Genomic DNA, 18601 nt, shown 5'->3' with positions numbered 1-18601 from the left:
GTTGCTGCAGCCACCGTGGGTGGAAAGCCTCTGATCCTTAGCCGGGGCCGGCGGTCTACCCCGAAACGGCGGGCGTCCGCACACCACCGACGAGACGAGAGCAAGATACCGAACATGCAGACCACTGACCCGGCCACGACACATCCCGGCGAAGCCCACGCCGGCGGGATGTCCGGGCGATTGAACTGGCTACGCGCCGGTGTGCTGGGCGCGAACGACGGCATCGTGTCCACTGCGGGCCTGGTGGTCGGGGTCGCCGGCGCGACCACGGCCGGTGGCCCGATCCTCACCGCCGGGATCGCGGGACTGGTCGCCGGAGCGGTGTCGATGGCGCTGGGCGAGTACGTCTCGGTCAGCAGCCAACGCGACATCGAACGAGCCCTGCTCGCCCGCGAACGCGCCGAACTCGAGGAGTTCCCCGAGCAGGAACTCGACGAACTGACGGCGATGTACCTGGCCAAAGGCCTGTCCGAGGCGACCGCACGCCAGGTGGCTCAGGAGTTGACCGCGAAAGACGCCTTCGCCGCGCACGCGGAGGTGGAACTCGGCATCGACCCGCAAGCGCTGACCAACCCGTGGCACGCCGCCGGTGCCTCCGCCGTCGCTTTCATCGCCGGATCGCTGCTCCCCTTGATTGCGATCCTGCTCCCACCGGCGAGCATCCGGGTCGTGGTGACGTTCGCCGTGGTCATCGTGGCGCTCGCGGTCACCGGTGTGGTGAGCGCCAAGCTCGGCTCCGCGGGCGTGGGACGCGCGGTCGCCCGGCTGGTGGGTGGCGGCGCCGCGGCCATGGCCGTGACCTACGGCATCGGTCAACTCGTCGGCGCGAACGTGACCTGACCACACGCTGCTGGCCCGGTCCACCGATGACGGTCAGCGTCAACGGTCCGCCCACCGATACACGGCATGCGTGCCCAGCCGAGCGGCCGTCGTCCCGGACGGCCCTACTTTCCGCCCGGCTCAGCGCTGTCCCCGGCTGGGACGGAGTTGAATTCGCCTTGCCAGGTTGCCTTGGCGCCGGAATCGCCGATGCGGTAGGTGTCGTAGACGGCCGCGCCCGCGGCCAGGATCGCGCAGACCGTGATCACGATCGTGACGACGCGGGAGGCCGGAGCGAGCAGGACCCGGCGGGCCCGCACTGGGCTGGTCAAGGTGGTCGCGGCCGTCCCCGCACGCGTCGTCCCCGGCGGCTGCGCGGGCTGCATCGGGACGAGCGCCGCAGCGGACGCCTCGCGCTCTCGCCACCAGACGATGAGCGTGAGAATCACGACGGGCACTGTTGCAAAGATCGCGGTGTCACCGAGTTCGGCGTGCGCCTCCACCAGCGCGTTCGAGGCGATGTGACCTTCAAGCCATTCCCCGGCGCTGGTGGTGATCGGTACCAGGACCAGCACTACGAGCGCCAGCAGGGCGTTCGGTCCCGCGAGCCGGCGCCGGGCCGCGGGCCAGAACGCGGTCAGCACCAGCAGCCCCGCGGTCAGTGGCAGCAGCACAACGATGGCGTGCACGAGCAGGATATGGGCCGGTAGGCCGTTCAGGGTGCTCACAGCTGTCCTTCCCAGGCAGCGAGCACCCGGAGTTGTCGGTTGGAAGGCGGGTACGGCCGGCGCCATCGGCCCTCGCGGGCCGGGCTGCCGTACGGTCAGTTCGGCTTGACCTGGGCCAGATCGGGTAGCGAGGCCGCAGCAGCAGTGGCCTGGTCGACTACACCGGTAACAGTGTCCCCGGCTTCAGCGGCATTCGCGGCCAGGTCGGCGGCCGCACCGGTCACGTCGGCGCCGATGGCACCGGCTTGGTCGGCGATTCCGTCGGTGGCGGCCGAGGCGGCTTCGCTGAGTTCGGTGACGCCGGGAATCTCCGGCATTTCGATATCCAAGGCCTCCGCGGCCCGGGTGAGCAGTGCGCTGATGGCACTCCACATGATGAACCTCCACGGGAGCCGAAACCGGCCGTTCCGTAATGAGACGTGTCGTCGCAGCTCCACCCCTCACCATTTCACCGTGAGCACAGGTCCTCCCAGGGCTGAAGGTCCCGCAGGTGCATCCGGCTCTGACCAGGTAGCCGTCAGGGCGAGCAGGATCGACAGCAGGCGCGACCGGCAGATGCTGGCACCCATGATCAGTGCCATCCGCCACCCGCTGGTCCTGGGCATGGCCCGCGAGAACACCGATTGGGGCCACCGAACCCGACAGCACCCCCCACCGTGGAGGTCATGCAGGTGCCGGCCGACAGCCGATCGGCCTCGAAGTCCCGCCACTGCCGATAGCGGCGAAGCATCTGCTCCGTGGCTCGGCAGAGGGTCAGCTGCCGGTGGGAATCACGCCGTCGAACTCGAAGACCGGGTTGGTGACGTCATGGCCGTGGGTGTCGGTGATGGTGGCCAGGCCGACGATTTTGGAGGGGCCGCCGGCGACGTAGGTGGTGTCGGTGCGGACGGTGACCTCGAATTTGCCGTCCTGGTGCTGGCCTTTGTTGTCGGTCCAGCTCATCATGCAGATCCAGTTCGGTCCGGCGCCGACGTCGGCGACTTTCGGGCCGCCTTTGTCGCAGCTGGCGTTCGCACCGATGGTGGTGGGGGTGATCCCTGTGATGCCGAGGATGCCGGCCTGCTGGACGTAGAGGTTGGCGAACGTCGGTCCGAGCGCCCTTTCCAGACCGGTTTTGGTGATATCGAAGTGGCCGGCGGCCGCGGTGGCGGTGATGCCGGCGGCGACGGCGAGGATCGTGAGGGTGCGGGTGATGATCGGGCGCATGGTCAGCCTCCGGTGATGTCGCGGCGGCGCAGGGACAGGTACGCCCCGGCGAGGCAGATGATCGTCCAGCCGGCGCTGACGGCGAGGCCGGTGGCCAGCGGTCCGGTGAACGGGTGCTGGGCGAACAGGCCGTGCCAGGCTTCGAGCGGGGTGGTGAGCAGGAATTTGCGGGTCAGGTCGAGGCCGGTGACGCTGCCGAGCAGTTGCATGACGAAGCCGATCACCACCGGTGCGGCGATGCCGAAGGCGGGGTTGCGGGTACGCACGGACAGCAGCAGGGCGAGCGCGGTGAACCCGATGATCGGGGCGATCGTGGTAGCCCAGGCGGTGACGACCAGCCGCAGCGCGGTGCCAGACGCGATGGCCTGACCGGTGAGGCCGGTCAGCGGCTGAGTACCGACGATCAGCATCCCGGCGGCGATGGTGCCGCCCGCGAACACCACGAGCACCAGTAGGTTGTAGCCGATCGCGGTCAGCGTCTTGGCCCAGAAGATGTGGGTGCGGCTGACCGAGCGGGTCAGCAGTGTCTTCCAGGTGCCGTGCTGGTCCTCGGCGGCGAAGATGTCGCCGGCGACGACTGCGGCCAGCAGCGGCAGTACCCATTGGGCGGCCCAGGCGAGCATGAGCAGCGGCATGGCGTAGCCGCTGTCGTGCACGTGCCGGCCGTAGATGGTGTCCGACGGCGGCTGCTGCTGGCCGTTGAGTACCGCCACGACGATCGGCGGGATGATCAGCGCGACGGCGAGCAGCGCCCGGCTGCGGATCTGGGCGGCGAGTTTGACGATCTCCCAGCGCAGCGCGGCGCCGACACCGGGCCGCCGCTTGTCTGGGGCGGTTGCTGTGGGCTGGGGTGTGGTGGTGGCGGTGATGGTCATCGTGCGGCTCCGGTGATGGCCAGCTCGGGGGCGGCCGGGTCGGTGTCGGGTTCGGTGAGCATGAAGAACAGCGCTTCCAGGGGTGTCTCCCGCCGGGTGAGCCGGCGCAACGCGATGCCTTCGCCGATCAACTGGGCGACCAGGGCGTCGATCTGGGGTTGGGGGCCGCGCACGGCCAGGCCGTCGTCGAGGCGGGTCACCTCCAGTTCGGCGGCGCGAGCGAGTAGGGCGGCGCGTTCGTCGTCGGTGGTGTGGATTTCGTGAGCCTGCTCCGGGGCCTTCGCCCGTAGCGCGGCGATCGAGCCGTGGTAGACGACTGCCCCGGTGCGCATGATGGTGACGTCGTCGCAGATCTCTTCGACCTCGGCCATGTCGTGGCTGGACAGCAGCACGGTCAGGCCGCTACCGGCGAGTCGTTTGACCAGGGCGCGCATGTCGCGGATGCCGGCCGGGTCGAGGCCGTTGGCGGGTTCGTCGAGCACCAGCAGCCGCGGATCGCGCAGCAGCGACGCCGCGACGCCGAGGCGCTGGCGCATGCCGAAGGAGTAGCCGCCGACCTTGTCGCGTTCGCGGCCACGCAAGTCGACGGTCTCGAGGACCTCGTCGATGCGTGACCGGCCGGCGCCGCCGTCGAGGCCGGCGAGCAGTTGCAGGTTCTTGCGGCCGGTCAGGCCCGGATAGAACTTTGGGCTTTCGATGAACCCGGCGACCCCGTCGAGGGCGCGGATGCCGTGCTCATCCCAGGTGCGGCCCAGAATGTGCAGGGTTCCGGCGTCGGGGCGGATCAGCCCGAACAGCATCCGCAGGAAGGTGGTCTTGCCGGCCCCGTTCGGGCCGAGTACCCCGTACACCTCACCCTGGCCGACCTGAAGGCTGAGCCGGTCGACCGCGGTGAGCGTGCCGTAGGTTTTCGTCAGGCCGACCGCGTCGACCGCCAGCACATCGCTCATGACCGGCCACGCTAAAGATCACGCATGAAAGGCACATGAAGCCGTCACCCGGCAGTGCGAACCCTGGCCAGGGGTTCCGTTCAGACGGTGGTGTCGGTTGCCGGGGCGCGGCGGGTGAAAGCGAGCGCCGCACCGAGCGCCAGCAGAATCGCGAGCGTCCCGAAGCCGTACACCAGACCCGCGGCCGAGGCCACGGCCGCGACCAGCAACGGGCCGCCCGCATCACCGAGCTCGCGGCCGAGTTCGGCCGCGCCCATGGTCTGGCCAAGGCGGGCCGCGGGCGTGCTCGCCGCCAGCGCGGTAAAGCCCAACGGCGTGATCAGCCCGGTGCCCACACCGATCACGGCCGCACCCGCGAGCAGGCCGAGCAGGCCCGGCAGCATGGCCGCCGCGAGGCCTGCGGCGGTGACGGCAAGACCGGCCGTCAGACCGGAACGGACGGTGAGCCGGCCCTCATCCAGAGCTCGTCCGGCGCGAGGCTGCACCAGCGCGCCGCAGGCCGCGAGCAGCGACACCACGGCGCCGGTGGCCAGCGTGCCGAGCCCTGCCGCACGGCCGGCAACCGGCAGGAACCCGACACCGACCGACAGCGCCGCGGTGGCCGCGGCCAGCGCCGCAGTCGGGCCGAGGAACACCGGGTCGGCGAGCCCGCGGGCCAGGTCGAGCACGGTCTGGCGCACCTTGGGCAGCGGCGGCACGGCCGGGACCACGATCGCCGCCGCGAGCGCCACGGCGGCGCCGAGCACGGCGAGCACGGTGAACAGCAGCCGCAGGCCGCCGGCCCACGCGAGCACGCCACCCAGCAACGGCCCGAGGGTGTAACCGATCGACTTGAAAAATCCGTACGAGCCGAACGCCCGGCCGTGCTGGGCAGCCGGGTTGAGGCGAGCCACCAGCGCGGACGCCGCCGGGGAGAACGCCGCGGCCGCGGCGCCCTGCCCGAGCCGGGCGGCCCACAACCAGCCGGCGCTGCCGGCCAGCGCGTAGACGGCCGAGGCCACCGCGAACGCCACCAGACCGCCCAGCAGCACCGGCCGCGCCCCGATCCGGTCGGAAAGCGCGCCGAACACCGGCTTGAGCAGCACCTCAGCGCCGTCATACAGGGCGAGCAGCCCGCCGAGCACGAGCAGCGACCGGACCGCACCAGGGGCGAAACCGCCGAGGTTCGCGGCGATCGCGTGCGCGCCGAACGCGGTGGTGAACCCGGCCGCGTACAGCGGCCACATCCGCCGCCGTGACGGCGGCTCGGCATCACCCGGATCAGCGCGGGGGGACACGGAATCGGCATCGGGCATGCCGCGATCCTCACATCTTCGCCGGGCCGCCATCGCCGACCCGCGGGCGGTTCGGCGATGCGCCGCTCCTGACGGGGGCCCTGATCGGGTGATGGCATCACCGTAGGAACGCCACCATGAAAGGAAGATGAAGCCCACGATCGGGCATGGTCCACTGATCCAGGACGGCTCAGCCGAAGGGAGCGTGTGGTGCGGGTCTTGGTGGTCGAGGACGAACCACGCCTGGCCGACCTACTCGCGCGCGGATTACGCGAAGCCGGCCACACCGCGGACGTGCGGCACACCGGCGGCGACGGGCTGCTCGCCGCTGCCGGCAGCGACTACGACGCGGTGGTCCTGGATGTGATGCTGCCCGGCCTCGACGGGCTGACCGTCTGCCGCAAGCTACGCCAGCGGGGCGTTCGCACCCCGGTACTGATGCTCACCGCCCGGGGTGAGGTCCCCGACCGTATCGAGGGACTCGACGCGGGCGCCGACGACTACCTGGCCAAGCCGTTCTCCTTCGACGAGCTGCTGGCCCGGCTACGGGCCCTGCACCGGCGTAGCTACGACCAGGCCCAGGCCGTGCTCCAGGCCGGTGATCTGCTGCTGGATCCGGCCGCCCGTAAGGTGTCACGCGACGGCACCGCGATCGACCTGTCCGCCCGCGAGCTCGACATTCTCGCCCTGCTGATGAGCCGGGCCGGCCACTGCGTCACCCGCTACCAGATCCTCGACCAGGTGTGGGACGGCGAAACCGACCTGCGGTCCAACGTCATCGACGTGTACATCGCCAGCCTGCGCGGCAAGGTCGACAAGCCGTTCGGCCGGCACGCGATCACCACCCTGCGCGGGGCCGGTTACCGCCTCGAACCCGGTGGCGGCTGACATGACCCCCGACCGCCCGCCGGGCGGCCTGCGCCGGCTGCCGCTGCGGGTCCGGCTCATCGCCGGCTTCGCCGTGGCCATGCTCGTCGTGCTCACCGGCGCCGGCGCGTTCGTCTACCTGCGCGTGCGGTACGCCCTCGACCTGCGCCTCAACGACGACCTCACCGCCCAGGCCGGCCAGCTCACCACCTCGATCACCGCCGGCGGACCACCGACGGTCACCACCGGCACCGAATACCAGCTGCTCGACCCGGCCGGGCAGGTCGTCGACGCCAGCACCGGCCTCACCGGCGCCTCGCTGCTGAGCGCCAGCCAACTGGTCGCCGCCCGGACCCGTGCCTTGCGCGCGGATCGTGGGCCGCTGTTCCCGATCCGGGCCAACACGCTGCGCCTGTACGCCGTCCCCTTGCCGGCCAGCGCCGGTCCGGTCGTCGCGGTCGTCGCGCTGCGCCGTGACCAGCGCGACGAAGCGCTACGCGAACTCATCGGCCAGCTCGCGCTGGCCAACCTCGCCGCCCTGGCCATCGCGTCGGTGGTCGGCTACCGGCTCACCCGGGCCGCGCTCGCCCCGGTCGAGCGCTACCGCACCGAGGCCGCGCGCATCGCCGCCGGCGCGACCGGTCTGCGCCTGGCCGTGCCCGACCGCAGCGACGACGAAATCACCCGTCTGGGGCACACCCTCAACCAGATGCTGACCGCGCTGGATGCGGCGCTGCAACGGGAACGGCAATTCGTGCACGACGCCAGCCACGAGCTTCGCACCCCGCTGACTCTGCTGAGCACCGAGATCGAACTCGCACTACGCCGGCAACGCAGCACCAGCGAACTAGAACAGACGCTGCGCAACGTCGCCGCAGACGCCGACCGGCTCCGCGAACTGGCCGACACACTGCTGACCGTCGGGGTGCAGCCGTCGCCCGCACCCGGCGCCACCGTCGATCTCGGCGTCCTAGCTGCCGAAACCGCCGCCCGCTACCCGCACACACGCGTCCTGCACCACGAGCCGGCCGTGGCGTTCGGCGACGCCGTCCGGCTGCGGCAGGTACTGACCAATCTGCTGGACAACGCTGTCCGCCACGGACGGCCACCGGTCACCGTCACCACCAGACGATCAGACGACCTGGTTTATCTGCGCGTACACGATCACGGATCTGGCATGGACCCGGCTTTCCTCAGCGTCGCCACCGCCCGGTTCACCCGAGCCGACACCTCCCGCAGCACCCCGGGCACCGGACTGGGCCTCGCCGTCGTCGACGCCATCATCACCGCCCACCACGGCGAGCTGCGCATCTGCGCCAACGGCACCCACCACCAGCAGCCCGGCACGACCCCCACACCCGGCTGCGACCACCCGCACGACGGCACCACCATCACGGTCCTGCTGCCCGCAGCCAAGCCATCCACTGCCGGCGATATCCCGCACGCACCACAGCAGTGACCGCACCGGCGTTCGGCATCACGACGCCTGCTACCAGAACCGTTGTGTCGCGATCAACTGATCATCCGTGACCGCAGCCGCCGGCACCTCAGCCGGCTCCTCAACGGTGGTCTCGGTCCTCATCTGGCGCCTCTCCCTTGATCGGTCGATCAGCCGTTGGTTGTACACACCCGCCGCAGTGCTACCCGTGCGGCGGTTTCGGCGGTTGGGTCTGTAAAGAGAACGGCTGATCTGGGTTTGAGGTAGGTCAGTGGATGACCGGGTCGAGCCGGCCTTCGAAGGCGGTTTGGAAGGCGTTCAAGGGTGCTTTCCAGCGCATCGTCCAGCGGCGTCGGCCCGCGCCGGTCGGGTCGAGGCTCATCAGCGCCATGTAGACACATTTCAGGGCGGCGGTTTCGTTCGGGAAGTGGCCACGGGCCCGGACGACCAGCGTCGCGACGAGCTGATCATCCGAGATCTCCGTCGGCGAAACGTCGGCCAGTTCTCTGTCGAGGTGTTCGGTTGTCATGAGCGTCTCCCTAGACATCGAGATCCGCCGATAATTTACAGTCCCTCCCGGCGCAGGAAGTCCCCAGGGCGGCTTGGTCGATGCTTCAGGGCCGGCGGGCATGTCAGTTGCCGCGCTCGGCGGGGATGGGCAGGAGCACAGTTGCGGTGGTTCCGTCGGCGGGGTGATCACACACGAGCGGGTAGCTAGTGCCCGTATCGCTGGTGATTGCCGTTGCTACACAGGTGCAGCTGGCCGTGGTGAGCGGTGACGATGGCTTCGACGACGGACAGGCCCAGTCCGGTGTCGGGGTGCTGCGGGCGGCGTCTGCCCGGATGAAGCGGGCAATGGCCTCGGGCATGAAGGCTGGGTCGATGCCGGTGCCTGCGTCGTGCACGCTCAGGTAGGCGGCGTTGTCGTGGAGACCGGTGTTGATGGTGATCGAGGGCTGGCCGTGTGGTGTCTGGCGTTTGTCGAGCAGGTTCGTCAGGATCTGTTGGAGGCGCGCTGGGTCGCCGTGGGCAAGGACCGGCTCGCGGCTGGTGACGTGGGCCGCCGTCCTCGGCATCACCACCAGCGCCGTCGGTGCCGTCACCACCTGCGACCACGGCGGCCCCCAGGTCGCCGACACCGGCGCCGGACCCCACTGGATCGGCATGATCGGTTTCACCGACAACCACGGCCAGTACCAGGACGGCAAATTCGAAATCACCGTCAAGACCTACGCCACCTATGTCGCCAACGGCCTCTCGAAGATCGTCGGGCCGGAGACAATCACCAACACCCGGGGCCACGACGTACCCAACCTGGTCCTTGCCTTCGACTGCGTAATCCGCGACCGCGGCTGATGACCTGACACCGCTTCCGAGCTGAACCCATCCAATGACCTCAGTCGCCGCTGCCTGCGGTTCAGCCCACGCTCGCGCCGACCAGTTGCCCGATGCCGAAGGTCACTGCCATGGCTGCGGCGCCTCCGCCGACCAGCCTGGCGACGGCGCGTCCGATCGGGGCCGAGCCGAGTTTCGCGCTGATGACTCCGGTCGCGGCGAGGGCAAGGACCACTACCGCGAAGGTGACGGCGACCCTCACGTGTGGAGGTGGCAGCAGGATCGCGATCAACGGCAGCAAGGACCCGATGGTGAACGCGATCGCTGAGGCGCCGGCGGCGTGCCAGGGGTTGGTCAGTGCATCCGGGTCGATGCGTAACTCGACGTCGGCGTGCGCGGCGAAGGCGTCCTTGGCGGTCAGTTCCTCCGCCACCTGGCGCGCGGTGGCTTGCGTCAGACCTTTGGCCGCATACATCGCGGTCAGCTCGTCGAGTTCCTGGTCGGGGAATGCGGCGAGCTCACCACGTTCCTTGGCCAGCATCGCCTTCTCGGTGTCGCGTTGGCTGCTGACCGAAACGTACTCACCCAAAGCCATGGAGACCGCGCCCGCGACGAGCCCGGCGACCCCGGCGGTCACGATGGGGCCGCTCGCCAGGGTCGCACCTGCCACGCCGACAACCAGACCGGCGGTCGAGACGATGCCGTCATTGGCACCCAGCACACCGGCCCGGAGCCAGTTCAGACGCCCGGCCGACATATCGCCGTGCGCTTCCCCAAGATGGATCACGGCGTTCCCTTCCCTTGCATGCCCCAGCATCATGCTCATGCCCGCAACGCCGAGGCAGAGGCGTCCGCCTCTGAACTACCGGTCGGGTTGCCGAGTTGCTCAGTCGCCGTCGCGTTGTCCGGGTCCATGCTGGCTGGGGGTCGAGCTGAAGTTGCCGGTCCAGGAGGCTTTGGCGCCGGAATCGCCGATCCGGTACGTGTCGTAGACGGCGAAGCCGGCGATGACGACGGCGAGCGCGATGACGATCCTGGTGACCGCCGCCGATCCGGCCGCCAGGTAGGTGCGCCGCCCGGTGGTGTCGCCGGCCTCGCGTTGGCGCCACCAGATCGCGATAGCCAGCACGGCGACCGGGAGCGCGGCCCAGATCGCGGTGTCGCCGAGTTCGGTGTGGTCGCGCAGCAGAGCGGATTCGGTGACGCGGTGTTCCAGCCACTCGCCGGCGCTGGTCGTGACGGGCACGAGAACCACGACGAGCACGGACAGGATCGCGTTCGGTCCGGCGAGACGGCTGCGGAGTGTGGGCCAGATCGCGGTCAGCATGAGCAGCAGGGCGGCGAGGGGCAGCAGGACCACGACGGCGTGCACGAGCAGGATGTGGGCCGGCAGTCCGTTGATGGCGCCCATGGGTCTCCTCCGAGCGGTTGGGGATGCGACGCCGGTGTCGGTGGTGACCCGGGTCGGCTACGACGTGCCGCAAAGGCTATGCAGTAAATCTTCACGTTCTCCCATTTTTGGCCCGGGACGCTTGTCCGGTGACCGAGCCAGGAGGGAGCCGTGAGGCGGTATGAGGGTTACGCCAGTGGTGGGCCGGGTGAGGCTGAGCGGGTCCGGTCGTCCGGTCGTCCGGGGACGTCCGGTGCGGCGATGGTGGGCTGATCTGGCGGGTTCGGCCGCACTGTTGAGTGTGGTGGTTGTCGTGGCGTTGTGGCTGTACAACGGCGGTATTCGGGACCTTTCGGCGGTGGGCGGGCCGGCGACCTCGGCCGGGCGGCTGACCGGGTTGGTGGCATCCGACCTGCTGTTGCTGCAGGTGCTGCTGATGGCGCGGATTCCGTGGGTGGAACGCAGCTACGGCCAGGACCGCCTGGCCCGGCGCCACCGACTGGTCGGGTTCGTGTCGTTCTGGCTGATGCTCGCCCACATCGGACTGATCACCCTGGGATACGCGCAGAGCAGCGGCGAGGATGTCGTCGGCCAGGCGTGGGAACTGGTGGTCACGTACCCGGGCATGGTGCTGGCCACGGCGGGCACCGGCCTGCTGATAGTGGTCGTGGTGTTGTCGGTTCGTGCCGCGCGTCGCCGGCAACGGTACGAGACGTGGCACCTCATCCACCTGTACGCCTACCTCGGGGTGGGCCTGGCGCTGCCACACCAGCTGTGGACCGGCGCGGATTTCGCCGCCTCAGCGGTCTCGCGGCTGTACTGGTGGGGTCTGTGGGCCGCCGCACTCGGCGCGGTACTGGTGTTCCGGATCGGGCTGCCCGTCTACCGGTCGGCATATCACCGGCTGCGGGTGCACACCGTGGTACCGGAGGCCCCGGGCGTGGTCTCGGTGTATCTGCGGGGGCGTCACCTCGACCGGCTCCCCGCCGTGGCCGGGCAGTTCTTCTGCTGGCGGTTCCTCGACGGGCCGGGCTGGACTCGCGCGCACCCGTACACACTGTCGTCCGCGCCGGCCGGTGACCTGCTGCGGATCACTGTCAAAGATCTCGGCGACGGCAGTTCCCGGATGGCCGCTCTGCGCCCGGGCACGCGAGTGCTGGTGGAAGGCCCATACGGGGCGCTGACCACCGATCACCGCGCCGGCCGGAGAAAGGTCCTGCTGATGGCCGCCGGGGTCGGCATCACCACGATGCGGGCACTTCTCGACGACCTGACCGCGATCGGCATCGAGGTGACGCTGCTGTACCGGATCCGGCGGCACGAGGACGCCGTCTTCCGCACCGAGTTGGATGACGCGGTACGCCGGCACGGGGTCGAGGTGGTGTACCTGCAGGGCGGCAGGGCCCGCCCAGGATCGTGGCTGCCCGAAAGATTCGCGCAGGTCACCGATACCGCGGGGTTGCGATGGCTGGTGCCGGATGTGGCCCGGCGCGAGGTCTTCCTCTGCGGGCCGCCGTCCTGGATGTCGGCGGTGCGCGCCACGCTGCGCGACGCCGGCGTCCCGGCCGGCCACGTCCACGCCGAAGAGTTCGCCTGGTGACACACCGAACCGATCAAGGAGACGATGACAATGCGCCGGATCACCCTGTTCGTCATGTCGACCGTGGCGGCCCTGGTGCTGCTGTTCAGCTACCGGACGAGCACCGGCGCAACCCTGCCCGGCACCGAGACCGCGGCCGCGGCGCCCGGCGTCGTCCCGGACGTGACCATGACCCCGGCAGCATCGCCGGGTACGTCATCGAAAACTCGCCAGGTCCGGGCCACGACCGTCAACGGAACCGTGGCACAGACCCGATGGGGGCCGGTCCAGGTGCAGGTCACCATCGTCGACAAGAAGATCACCGACATCCGGGCGCTGCAGCACCCCACCGGCAACAGCCGCGATGAACGGATCAACGCGGACGCTCTGCCGCAGTTGCGCCAACAGGTCCTCGAAGCGCAGAGCACCCGGATCGACGGCGTCAGCGGAGCAACGGTGACCAGCGGCGGCTACCGCCGATCGCTGCAGGCGGCGCTGGACGCGGCACATTTCGGATGAGCCGGCCTGAGAGAGTAGACGTCATGACCGACGCTGATGCGCCCGCGGCGAGACTGCTGGTGGTCGAGGACGATCGCGAGGTCGGACCGCTGCTGGTGCGACTGTTCCAGGGGGTCGGCTACGAGGCCGAACTCGCCGCGGACGGCCAGGCTGGGCTGCACCGGGCCCTGACCCGCCGCTACGACGCGCTCATCCTCGACCGCGGTCTGCCCGCCATTGAAGGCCTCGACCTGCTCGCCCGACTCCGGCGATCCGGGGTGACGATCCCGGCGCTCGTGCTGACCGCGCTCGGTACGGTGTCGGACCGCGTCGCCGGCCTCGACGGTGGTGCCGAGGACTACCTGGTCAAACCCTTCGAGGTCGACGAACTGCTGGCCCGGGTCCGTGTCATGCTACGCCGCCGGCCCGGATCAGGGGAGCGACTGGAGATCGGGCGGTCCCAGTTCGATCTGATCGCCCGGACGGTGACCGGACCGGACGGTTCGGTGGTGTCGCTGTCAGGCCGCGAAAGCGACCTGCTGCGGTTCCTCGCACAGCACCCGGCACGTGCCTTCAGCCGCGAGGAGATCATCGCAGAGGTCTTTCCCGACGCCTCCAGCGTCACACTGGCTGACACCTACGTGCACTATCTGCGACGCAAGCTCGGTGCTGACGTGGTGTCCACCCTGCGAGGCGTGGGATACCGGCTCGGCCGCGACCGAGGTGCACCCGGATGAGGTCTGATCCCGATCGGGTGCTGCTGAGGCGGGCACGGCGGGTCATGGCTCTGCAGGCCGCCGCTGCGATCACCGTGAGCCTGCTGGTACTCGGCCTGCTCGCGCTGGTCGTGGTGGTCCACAGCCAGAACACCGCCGTCACCACACTGCTGCACCAGACCGCGGCCAGCACCGACGACGTGAATGATCCACCACCCAACGTGTGGATCTTCAAACAGCACGCCGACGGCGCGGTAGACGCCACCGAGGACGCCCCGCAAGGGCTCCCCGACTACCAGGTGCTGAATCGGGTCCGCGCCGACGGAGCACCGGTGACCACCACGATCGACGGGGATGAGGGCGGCTACCGTGCGCTGACCCAGCTCCGGGGCGACCAGGTGGTACAGGTCGTCATGAGCCGGCACGAACAACACGACGAGCTCGAGCGCCTCGTCGCAGCCCTCGCCGCCGGCGAGATCGTCGGACTGTTCATCGCGCTGCTGTCGGCGGCGCTGCTCGCCCGCCGCGCGACCGCCCCACTCGCCGACGCGCTGGCCCGACAGCGGCACTTCGTCGCCGACGCCAGCCACGAACTGCGTACTCCGCTGACCCAGCTGCACACCCGAGCCCAACTCCTGCAGATGGACCTGCGGGCCGGCTCGGACCTCACGAACGTCGCCACCGACGTCGACCACCTCGTCACCGGGACCCGCCACCTCGGCGAAGTCGTCGACGACCTGCTGCTCTCCAGCCAGCTCCACCGCCGCGACGCCACCCGCAAACCCGTCGACATCAGGACCGTCGCCACCGACGTCCTCACCAACCAAGCCAACCGCGCCACAGCCCAGGACGTCGAACTCACCCTGGACTCCGACACCGACGCGCCCCTCGTCGTGACCGGCCACCAAGCGGCCCTGCGACGGGTGCTCACCGCCCTGGTCGACAACGCCCTGAGCCACACCCCGGTCGGCGGACACGTCCGCGTCGAACTCAGCCGATCCGGCACCACAGTCACGATCGTCGTCCGCGACGACGGCACCGGCTTCGCCCCCGCCGACACCGAACGCATCTTCGATCGATTCGCCCGCGGCAGCCACAGCGACCACCGGCGCTTCGGCCTCGGACTCGCACTCGCCCGTGAAGTCATCACCGGACACGAAGGCACGATCGAAGCATGGGGACGCCCCGGGCACGGCGCGGCATTCACCATCCATCTGCCCGCGGTCAGCGACGGTGACATCACCTGACCATGGCCGATGGCCGTTGCTGCCACTACCTCGGCAGCTGACTTCTGGCCGAGAAAGCTCGGGAGCGGCGCGAAGATTCTTCCACTGAATGTCACGCTCAGTAGTCAGATGAGGGTTGCAGTCACGTCTTTGACCGGGTGACGGAAGTCCAGCTCAAGCCTTAAATCCACTATGGAACGACACGGCGGGCGACACCGGATCGCCCACCGATCACCCAGTTTCCACAATATGGGAAAGTCGGTCAAGATTTGGGAAGAAAAAAGGCCATGACCCTTGTTTCCGCAGGTCACGGCCTTATCTTGAAGTGCGCCCGAAGGGACTCGAACCCCTAACCTTCTGATCCGTAGTCAGGTGCCTAGTGGTCATGAGTACACTCCGTGACCTACTCCTGGCGCCCTCGCTGCGAAGGTGTTTGACCAGTTCAGAGTGAATTTGCGTTTCTGCAGGTCGCGGCCGAGTCCATGAATCACATGTTGCCGAGATCGTTAGCGGCCATTCGGTCGTGCTGATTTAGCCGCGGTAGTACTGGAACGGTCGCCAACATCCGATCACCCACGGATCACCAGCGAAAGTCATCACCCTGCGTAACACACCGCCAATGACGCCGGTCAGGGCCACGTGCACAGGCTGGAGGGCCGAGCTGCCCACACGCGGCCTGGCTGGCCGCGACACAGGATCACCACCGGATCACCACGGCCGTCGTCACCCCCAAGGCCCGCAGCGGTGGAAACCCCTTCCGGTCCGAAGGCCGGGACGGCATGTGGTCACCGACGGATCGCCACAGTCGGTGCCGCGTGCCGCCCGCCAGCGCGCACATGAGTCTTCGTCTCCGACGGTGCTCGCCCTCGGTCGATGAATCTTCAACCACAGGTGGGGTGGCCGAACGCCACGTGCCGGGCCCTCGTCGGAGATCCCGGCACCGCTGCCGTAGCGGTGACAACCAGCCGACCGCCGCGCTTCCGGCCCGGTCGCGTTTGCTGTCTGGCCGGCTGCACGAACGATGGCGTGACTCCGCTCAATGTTCAAGTGCGGAACCCACCGTGCTGCTTGGCCCAGAAAGCGGCCGCTTCGTCGAACGGGAGCCACGAGGACCATTCCGCCAGGGAATCAACTGCAGCGTCGGTCGGCACCCTGCCAGCATGCCGCATGCCCCGAGGCACGACTTTCGGCAAACGGGCCTTCGCTGGATCAGCGGCGGTTCACGAACCAAGCGAGTTCAGGAGCATGACCGGTCGGAGGAGGTGTCAGGTAAGCAGGGCGGCGACGGCGACGGCGAGGACAAGGGCGGCGCCGGAGGCCGAACCGCCGACGAGCACGGCTCGTGGGACGCGACGGTCATCGAGCCATGACAACCAGCCGGAGATCGTGCCGATGGCTGCTGCGGTGAGCAGCGCAACGGCGGCGTACAACCCGACCAAGACCAGATTTTGCACAGAAGTTTCCCTTCGCCGAGTTCGCCGACCGGCAATCTGCCAGGGCCGTTCCCCGAGGTCTGGGCAACGATGGCACCGGCACGAGTCGCAGGCCAAATAGGTGTCTGACCGATCAGCCGCATGCGCAGGTCTCCTGTCGTGGCAGGTCGGAGGGCGGATCGGCTCAGCGTCCTCGTCGGGTTCTGGGCGAAGGAACTTCTTGGTACGGCTGATCGGTCACAATATCCTTGTCGGTCGTGAACGTTCGCGATCAACAGCGCCATCGTGATCGGGCCGGCGCCATGTACGCGCATCGTCGGTCTTACGAGCGTGCCCGGCACGAGCTACGCCGGATCCACGAAGGCGGTGGGCAGAACCGGGCGTCATATGAGATCCGTCGAGACTTGATCCGAGCGCGGACTCCAGGGCCGGAGGGTGCCGTGGTGGCATCTCCGGCTGCTGCACTCGCCCCGTTGAAGGGGTGGGCGCTGCAGCTGTACTTGATCGCGCTATTCGAGGCCCAGGCGCGCCGACCGCCAGGATTCGCCGTCGACAACAAGCGACCGCTGCTGCGCCGTAATGAGCAGCTGGCCGCCTGGGTCGACCTGTTACCGGCTATCACAGGCACCGCCCAGCGCTCGGCCGGCATGCGACGCCAGCTCGTCCGTGCGTTGACCTTGCTGAGAAGAGAAAATCTGGTTGGACTGGGCAATCCAGGCTTCAAGGGCAGGTACGACTATTTCCGGCTGATGGTGGAAGCCGGGGTGCCCGGCCAGCGTCCGAGCGCCGGCTACACGATCCCGCAGGATGGCGAGATCAGCGGAATCGATCCAGCGTGGGTCCGCCCGCCCGGGCCGGTAAGCGGGCGCAGCGCAGTGGTCACCGTTCCTGCGGCGTTCTTCGTCAACGGCTGGGTTCATGCACTGTCCGCGGCCGAGATCACCACCTACCTCATGCTCTGCGACCTCGAGGCTCGCTACCCGGCTGTGGCCGATAAAGGCGTCTACGCCAATGATCCCCAGCGACAGCGCTGGTACGGCATCCATCGCGATGTCTACGCCACACACCGCCAGCTCGCCGCGTACGGGCTCGTCGAGCGCCTGGACGCCCCGGCCCGCCGCTCGGACGGCACCATCCGGAAGCGACCCGGTCAGCAGCCCCTGCAGCCATACTGGTTCCGGACACGGCCCGACGGCTTCGAGCAAGCCTCCTTCCCCAGGGTGACAAGGTGTCTCGACCTACCCAAGGCCGACCACTAACTCGCTGCGTCGTGTCACGAGGGCCCTCACGAGGCCGTGGTGCCATAGATTGCGGGCCAACGGTGGGCGAGGTCGATGCTGATGGCGATTCCCAGCACGCGGTTACGTCGCCGTCGTGCTTGAGGATGTCCGGATCGGATCAGGGTCAGGCATCGAGTGATCGCCTGGCTGGCGCCCTCGTGATCGCCGGCTGCGAAGGACGCCTGAGCGAGTTCAGCCTCGATGAGAAGCACATCGCCGCCGTCGGCGCCGTAGACGGCCGCCTCGAGCTCGCGAGCTCGCCGAAGGCAATCGACTGACGCGGGATAGCGCTGCTGGGCCATGTGAACGAGCCCGAGGTTGAAATAGCCGCTCCCGAGGCTGGTGCGATACGGATCGCCACCCGTGCGGAGCATCGTTATTGCCGCCTCCAGATCGGCTGCGGCACCGGCGAAATCTTCGGCTTCCAAGGCGAGCCGGCCGCGGACTTGCAGGAAGCTGCCGCGCGTCGGTGAGGTGTTTCCGCGTGGCGAGGCGAGAGTCATGCCCTCGTCGATGAGTGATCGCGCTTCGTCCTTGAGACCAAGATCGAGCAGCGTGTTGACCAAGACCAGGATGACTTCCGCCGTGTAGGCGGTGGGCATGTTCGCGACAGCGCCGTAGGCGTCGCGCAAGTGAGGCAGCGCCTCTTGCGGACGCCCTGCGTCGCGGAGGACGATACCGGCCTGCTTGTGGAGTGCAGCGAGATGGTCGATGCGCTGATCTTCGTCGCTGACGTCAGGCACCAGCGCCAACGCAGTCGAGATGCCAGCCAGTGCTTGGTCGTGCTGGCCCAAGCCCTGCTGGATGTCCGCCAGCAGCGAGATCCGGAAGATCCGATCGCGAACTCCGAGGTCCTCATTAGCGCTCGGTGGCGTCAACGCGTCGAAAGCATCACGCGCTTCGGGGTAACGCGCCGCAAATGCATACGTCTGCGCTCGCGCGAGTAGGGCCTTTTGGATGCCGGCCGCATTCTCGTCGATGCGCGAC

General features: G+C 68.8%; 20 protein-coding genes and 1 pseudogene. 9 read left to right on the top strand and 12 right to left on the bottom strand.

What is annotated here, in order from left to right; genetic code table 11:
- The first annotated feature begins 114 nt into the window (after nucleotides 1–114).
- Complete coding sequence (locus tag Apa02nite_RS50000; RefSeq protein WP_203831462.1) at nucleotides 115–840, top strand: VIT1/CCC1 transporter family protein; 726 nt, start codon at nucleotides 115–117, stop codon at nucleotides 838–840.
- 104 nt (nucleotides 841–944) lie between these two features.
- Here Apa02nite_RS50000 and Apa02nite_RS49995 read toward each other — a convergent pair whose 3' ends face one another.
- From Apa02nite_RS49995 to Apa02nite_RS49970, 6 genes are all read right to left on the bottom strand, one after another.
- A complete protein-coding gene (locus Apa02nite_RS49995; RefSeq protein WP_203831461.1) occupies nucleotides 945–1547 on the bottom strand; it encodes a hypothetical protein in 603 nt (200 codons plus the stop codon).
- 95 nt (nucleotides 1548–1642) lie between these two features.
- Nucleotides 1643–1921: a hypothetical protein gene (locus Apa02nite_RS49990; protein WP_203831460.1), complete on the bottom strand. Its 279-nt coding sequence runs from the start codon at nucleotides 1919–1921 to the stop codon at nucleotides 1643–1645.
- A gap of 379 nt (nucleotides 1922–2300) precedes the next feature.
- The gene (locus Apa02nite_RS49985; protein WP_203831459.1) at nucleotides 2301–2753 is read right to left on the bottom strand and encodes a hypothetical protein; all 453 of its coding nucleotides are present in this window, start codon (nucleotides 2751–2753) and stop codon (nucleotides 2301–2303) included.
- Between the two features lie 2 nt (nucleotides 2754–2755).
- A complete protein-coding gene (locus tag Apa02nite_RS49980) occupies nucleotides 2756–3628 on the bottom strand; it encodes a DUF2705 family protein (RefSeq protein WP_203831458.1) in 873 nt (290 codons plus the stop codon).
- On the bottom strand, nucleotides 3625–4578 hold the full coding sequence (locus Apa02nite_RS49975) for an ABC transporter ATP-binding protein (protein WP_203831457.1): 954 nt from the start codon (nucleotides 4576–4578) through the stop codon (nucleotides 3625–3627). The genes Apa02nite_RS49980 and Apa02nite_RS49975 overlap by 4 nt, the downstream gene beginning before the upstream one ends.
- Before the next feature lie 80 nt (nucleotides 4579–4658).
- On the bottom strand, nucleotides 4659–5873 hold the full coding sequence (locus tag Apa02nite_RS49970) for an MFS transporter (RefSeq protein WP_239165134.1): 1215 nt from the start codon (nucleotides 5871–5873) through the stop codon (nucleotides 4659–4661).
- Between the two features lie 189 nt (nucleotides 5874–6062).
- On the opposite strand from Apa02nite_RS49970, the gene Apa02nite_RS49965 reads away from it, so the two are divergent.
- Together Apa02nite_RS49965 and Apa02nite_RS49960 are read left to right on the top strand one after the other, a co-directional pair.
- Nucleotides 6063–6740, top strand: a complete 678-nt coding sequence (locus Apa02nite_RS49965; RefSeq protein WP_203831456.1) for a response regulator transcription factor — start codon at nucleotides 6063–6065, stop codon at nucleotides 6738–6740.
- A gap of 1 nt (nucleotide 6741) precedes the next feature.
- Entirely contained in the window at nucleotides 6742–8178 is a 1437-nt protein-coding gene (locus tag Apa02nite_RS49960) for a sensor histidine kinase (protein ID WP_203831455.1), read from the top strand.
- Nucleotides 8179–8425: 247 nt separating this feature from the next.
- On the opposite strand, the pseudogene Apa02nite_RS49955 reads toward Apa02nite_RS49960, so the two are convergent.
- Both Apa02nite_RS49955 and Apa02nite_RS49950 read right to left on the bottom strand, forming a co-directional pair.
- A pseudogene (locus Apa02nite_RS49955) lies at nucleotides 8426–8602 on the bottom strand (IS256 family transposase); the annotation flags it as partial.
- Between the two features lie 187 nt (nucleotides 8603–8789).
- Nucleotides 8790–9323, bottom strand: a complete 534-nt coding sequence (locus tag Apa02nite_RS49950; protein ID WP_203831454.1) for a sensor histidine kinase — start codon at nucleotides 9321–9323, stop codon at nucleotides 8790–8792.
- Here Apa02nite_RS49950 and Apa02nite_RS49945 point away from each other — a divergent pair.
- Nucleotides 9322–9513, top strand: a complete 192-nt coding sequence (locus Apa02nite_RS49945) for a hypothetical protein (RefSeq protein ID WP_203831453.1) — start codon at nucleotides 9322–9324, stop codon at nucleotides 9511–9513. The two genes, Apa02nite_RS49950 and Apa02nite_RS49945, sit on opposite strands and share 2 nt — an antisense overlap.
- Before the next feature lie 61 nt (nucleotides 9514–9574).
- On the opposite strand, the gene Apa02nite_RS49940 is transcribed toward Apa02nite_RS49945, so the two are convergent.
- Nucleotides 9575–10318, bottom strand: a complete 744-nt coding sequence (locus tag Apa02nite_RS49940; protein WP_239165133.1) for a VIT1/CCC1 transporter family protein — start codon at nucleotides 10316–10318, stop codon at nucleotides 9575–9577.
- Nucleotides 10319–10378: 60 nt separating this feature from the next.
- Nucleotides 10379–10903, bottom strand: coding sequence for a DUF2231 domain-containing protein (locus Apa02nite_RS49935; RefSeq protein ID WP_203831452.1), 525 nt, complete (start codon nucleotides 10901–10903; stop codon nucleotides 10379–10381).
- Nucleotides 10904–11195: 292 nt separating this feature from the next.
- Here Apa02nite_RS49935 and Apa02nite_RS49930 point away from each other — a divergent pair, with 292 nt between their 5' ends.
- The 4 genes from Apa02nite_RS49930 to Apa02nite_RS49915 are packed head-to-tail and all read left to right on the top strand — an operon-like array spanning nucleotide 11196 to nucleotide 14922.
- Nucleotides 11196–12482 (top strand): ferredoxin reductase family protein, encoded by a 1287-nt coding sequence (locus Apa02nite_RS49930; RefSeq protein WP_239165132.1) that lies wholly within the window; start codon nucleotides 11196–11198, stop codon nucleotides 12480–12482.
- A gap of 24 nt (nucleotides 12483–12506) precedes the next feature.
- Entirely contained in the window at nucleotides 12507–12980 is a 474-nt protein-coding gene (locus Apa02nite_RS49925; protein ID WP_307872057.1) for an FMN-binding protein, read from the top strand.
- 23 nt (nucleotides 12981–13003) lie between these two features.
- Nucleotides 13004–13696, top strand: coding sequence for a response regulator transcription factor (locus Apa02nite_RS49920; protein WP_203831450.1), 693 nt, complete (start codon nucleotides 13004–13006; stop codon nucleotides 13694–13696).
- Nucleotides 13693–14922, top strand: a complete 1230-nt coding sequence (locus tag Apa02nite_RS49915; RefSeq protein ID WP_203831449.1) for a sensor histidine kinase — start codon at nucleotides 13693–13695, stop codon at nucleotides 14920–14922. Before Apa02nite_RS49920 ends, Apa02nite_RS49915 begins: the two co-directional genes overlap by 4 nt.
- Nucleotides 14923–16166: 1244 nt before the next feature.
- On the opposite strand, the gene Apa02nite_RS49910 is transcribed toward Apa02nite_RS49915, so the two are convergent.
- A complete protein-coding gene (locus Apa02nite_RS49910) occupies nucleotides 16167–16355 on the bottom strand; it encodes a hypothetical protein (protein WP_203831448.1) in 189 nt (62 codons plus the stop codon).
- A gap of 422 nt (nucleotides 16356–16777) precedes the next feature.
- On the opposite strand from Apa02nite_RS49910, the gene Apa02nite_RS49905 reads away from it, so the two are divergent.
- On the top strand, nucleotides 16778–17593 hold the full coding sequence (locus tag Apa02nite_RS49905) for a hypothetical protein (protein WP_239165131.1): 816 nt from the start codon (nucleotides 16778–16780) through the stop codon (nucleotides 17591–17593).
- 26 nt (nucleotides 17594–17619) lie between these two features.
- On the opposite strand, the gene Apa02nite_RS49900 is transcribed toward Apa02nite_RS49905, so the two are convergent.
- The coding region (locus tag Apa02nite_RS49900; protein ID WP_203831447.1) for a tetratricopeptide repeat protein at nucleotides 17620–18601 on the bottom strand (982 nt) is incomplete at its 5' end.

It is taken from the genome of Actinoplanes palleronii (assembly GCF_016862315.1).
GTDB classification, from domain to species: Bacteria; Actinomycetota; Actinomycetes; order Mycobacteriales; family Micromonosporaceae; genus Actinoplanes; species Actinoplanes palleronii.
Note: the sequence above shows the minus strand (reverse complement) of the source record. Positions and strands in the feature narration are given on the sequence as shown.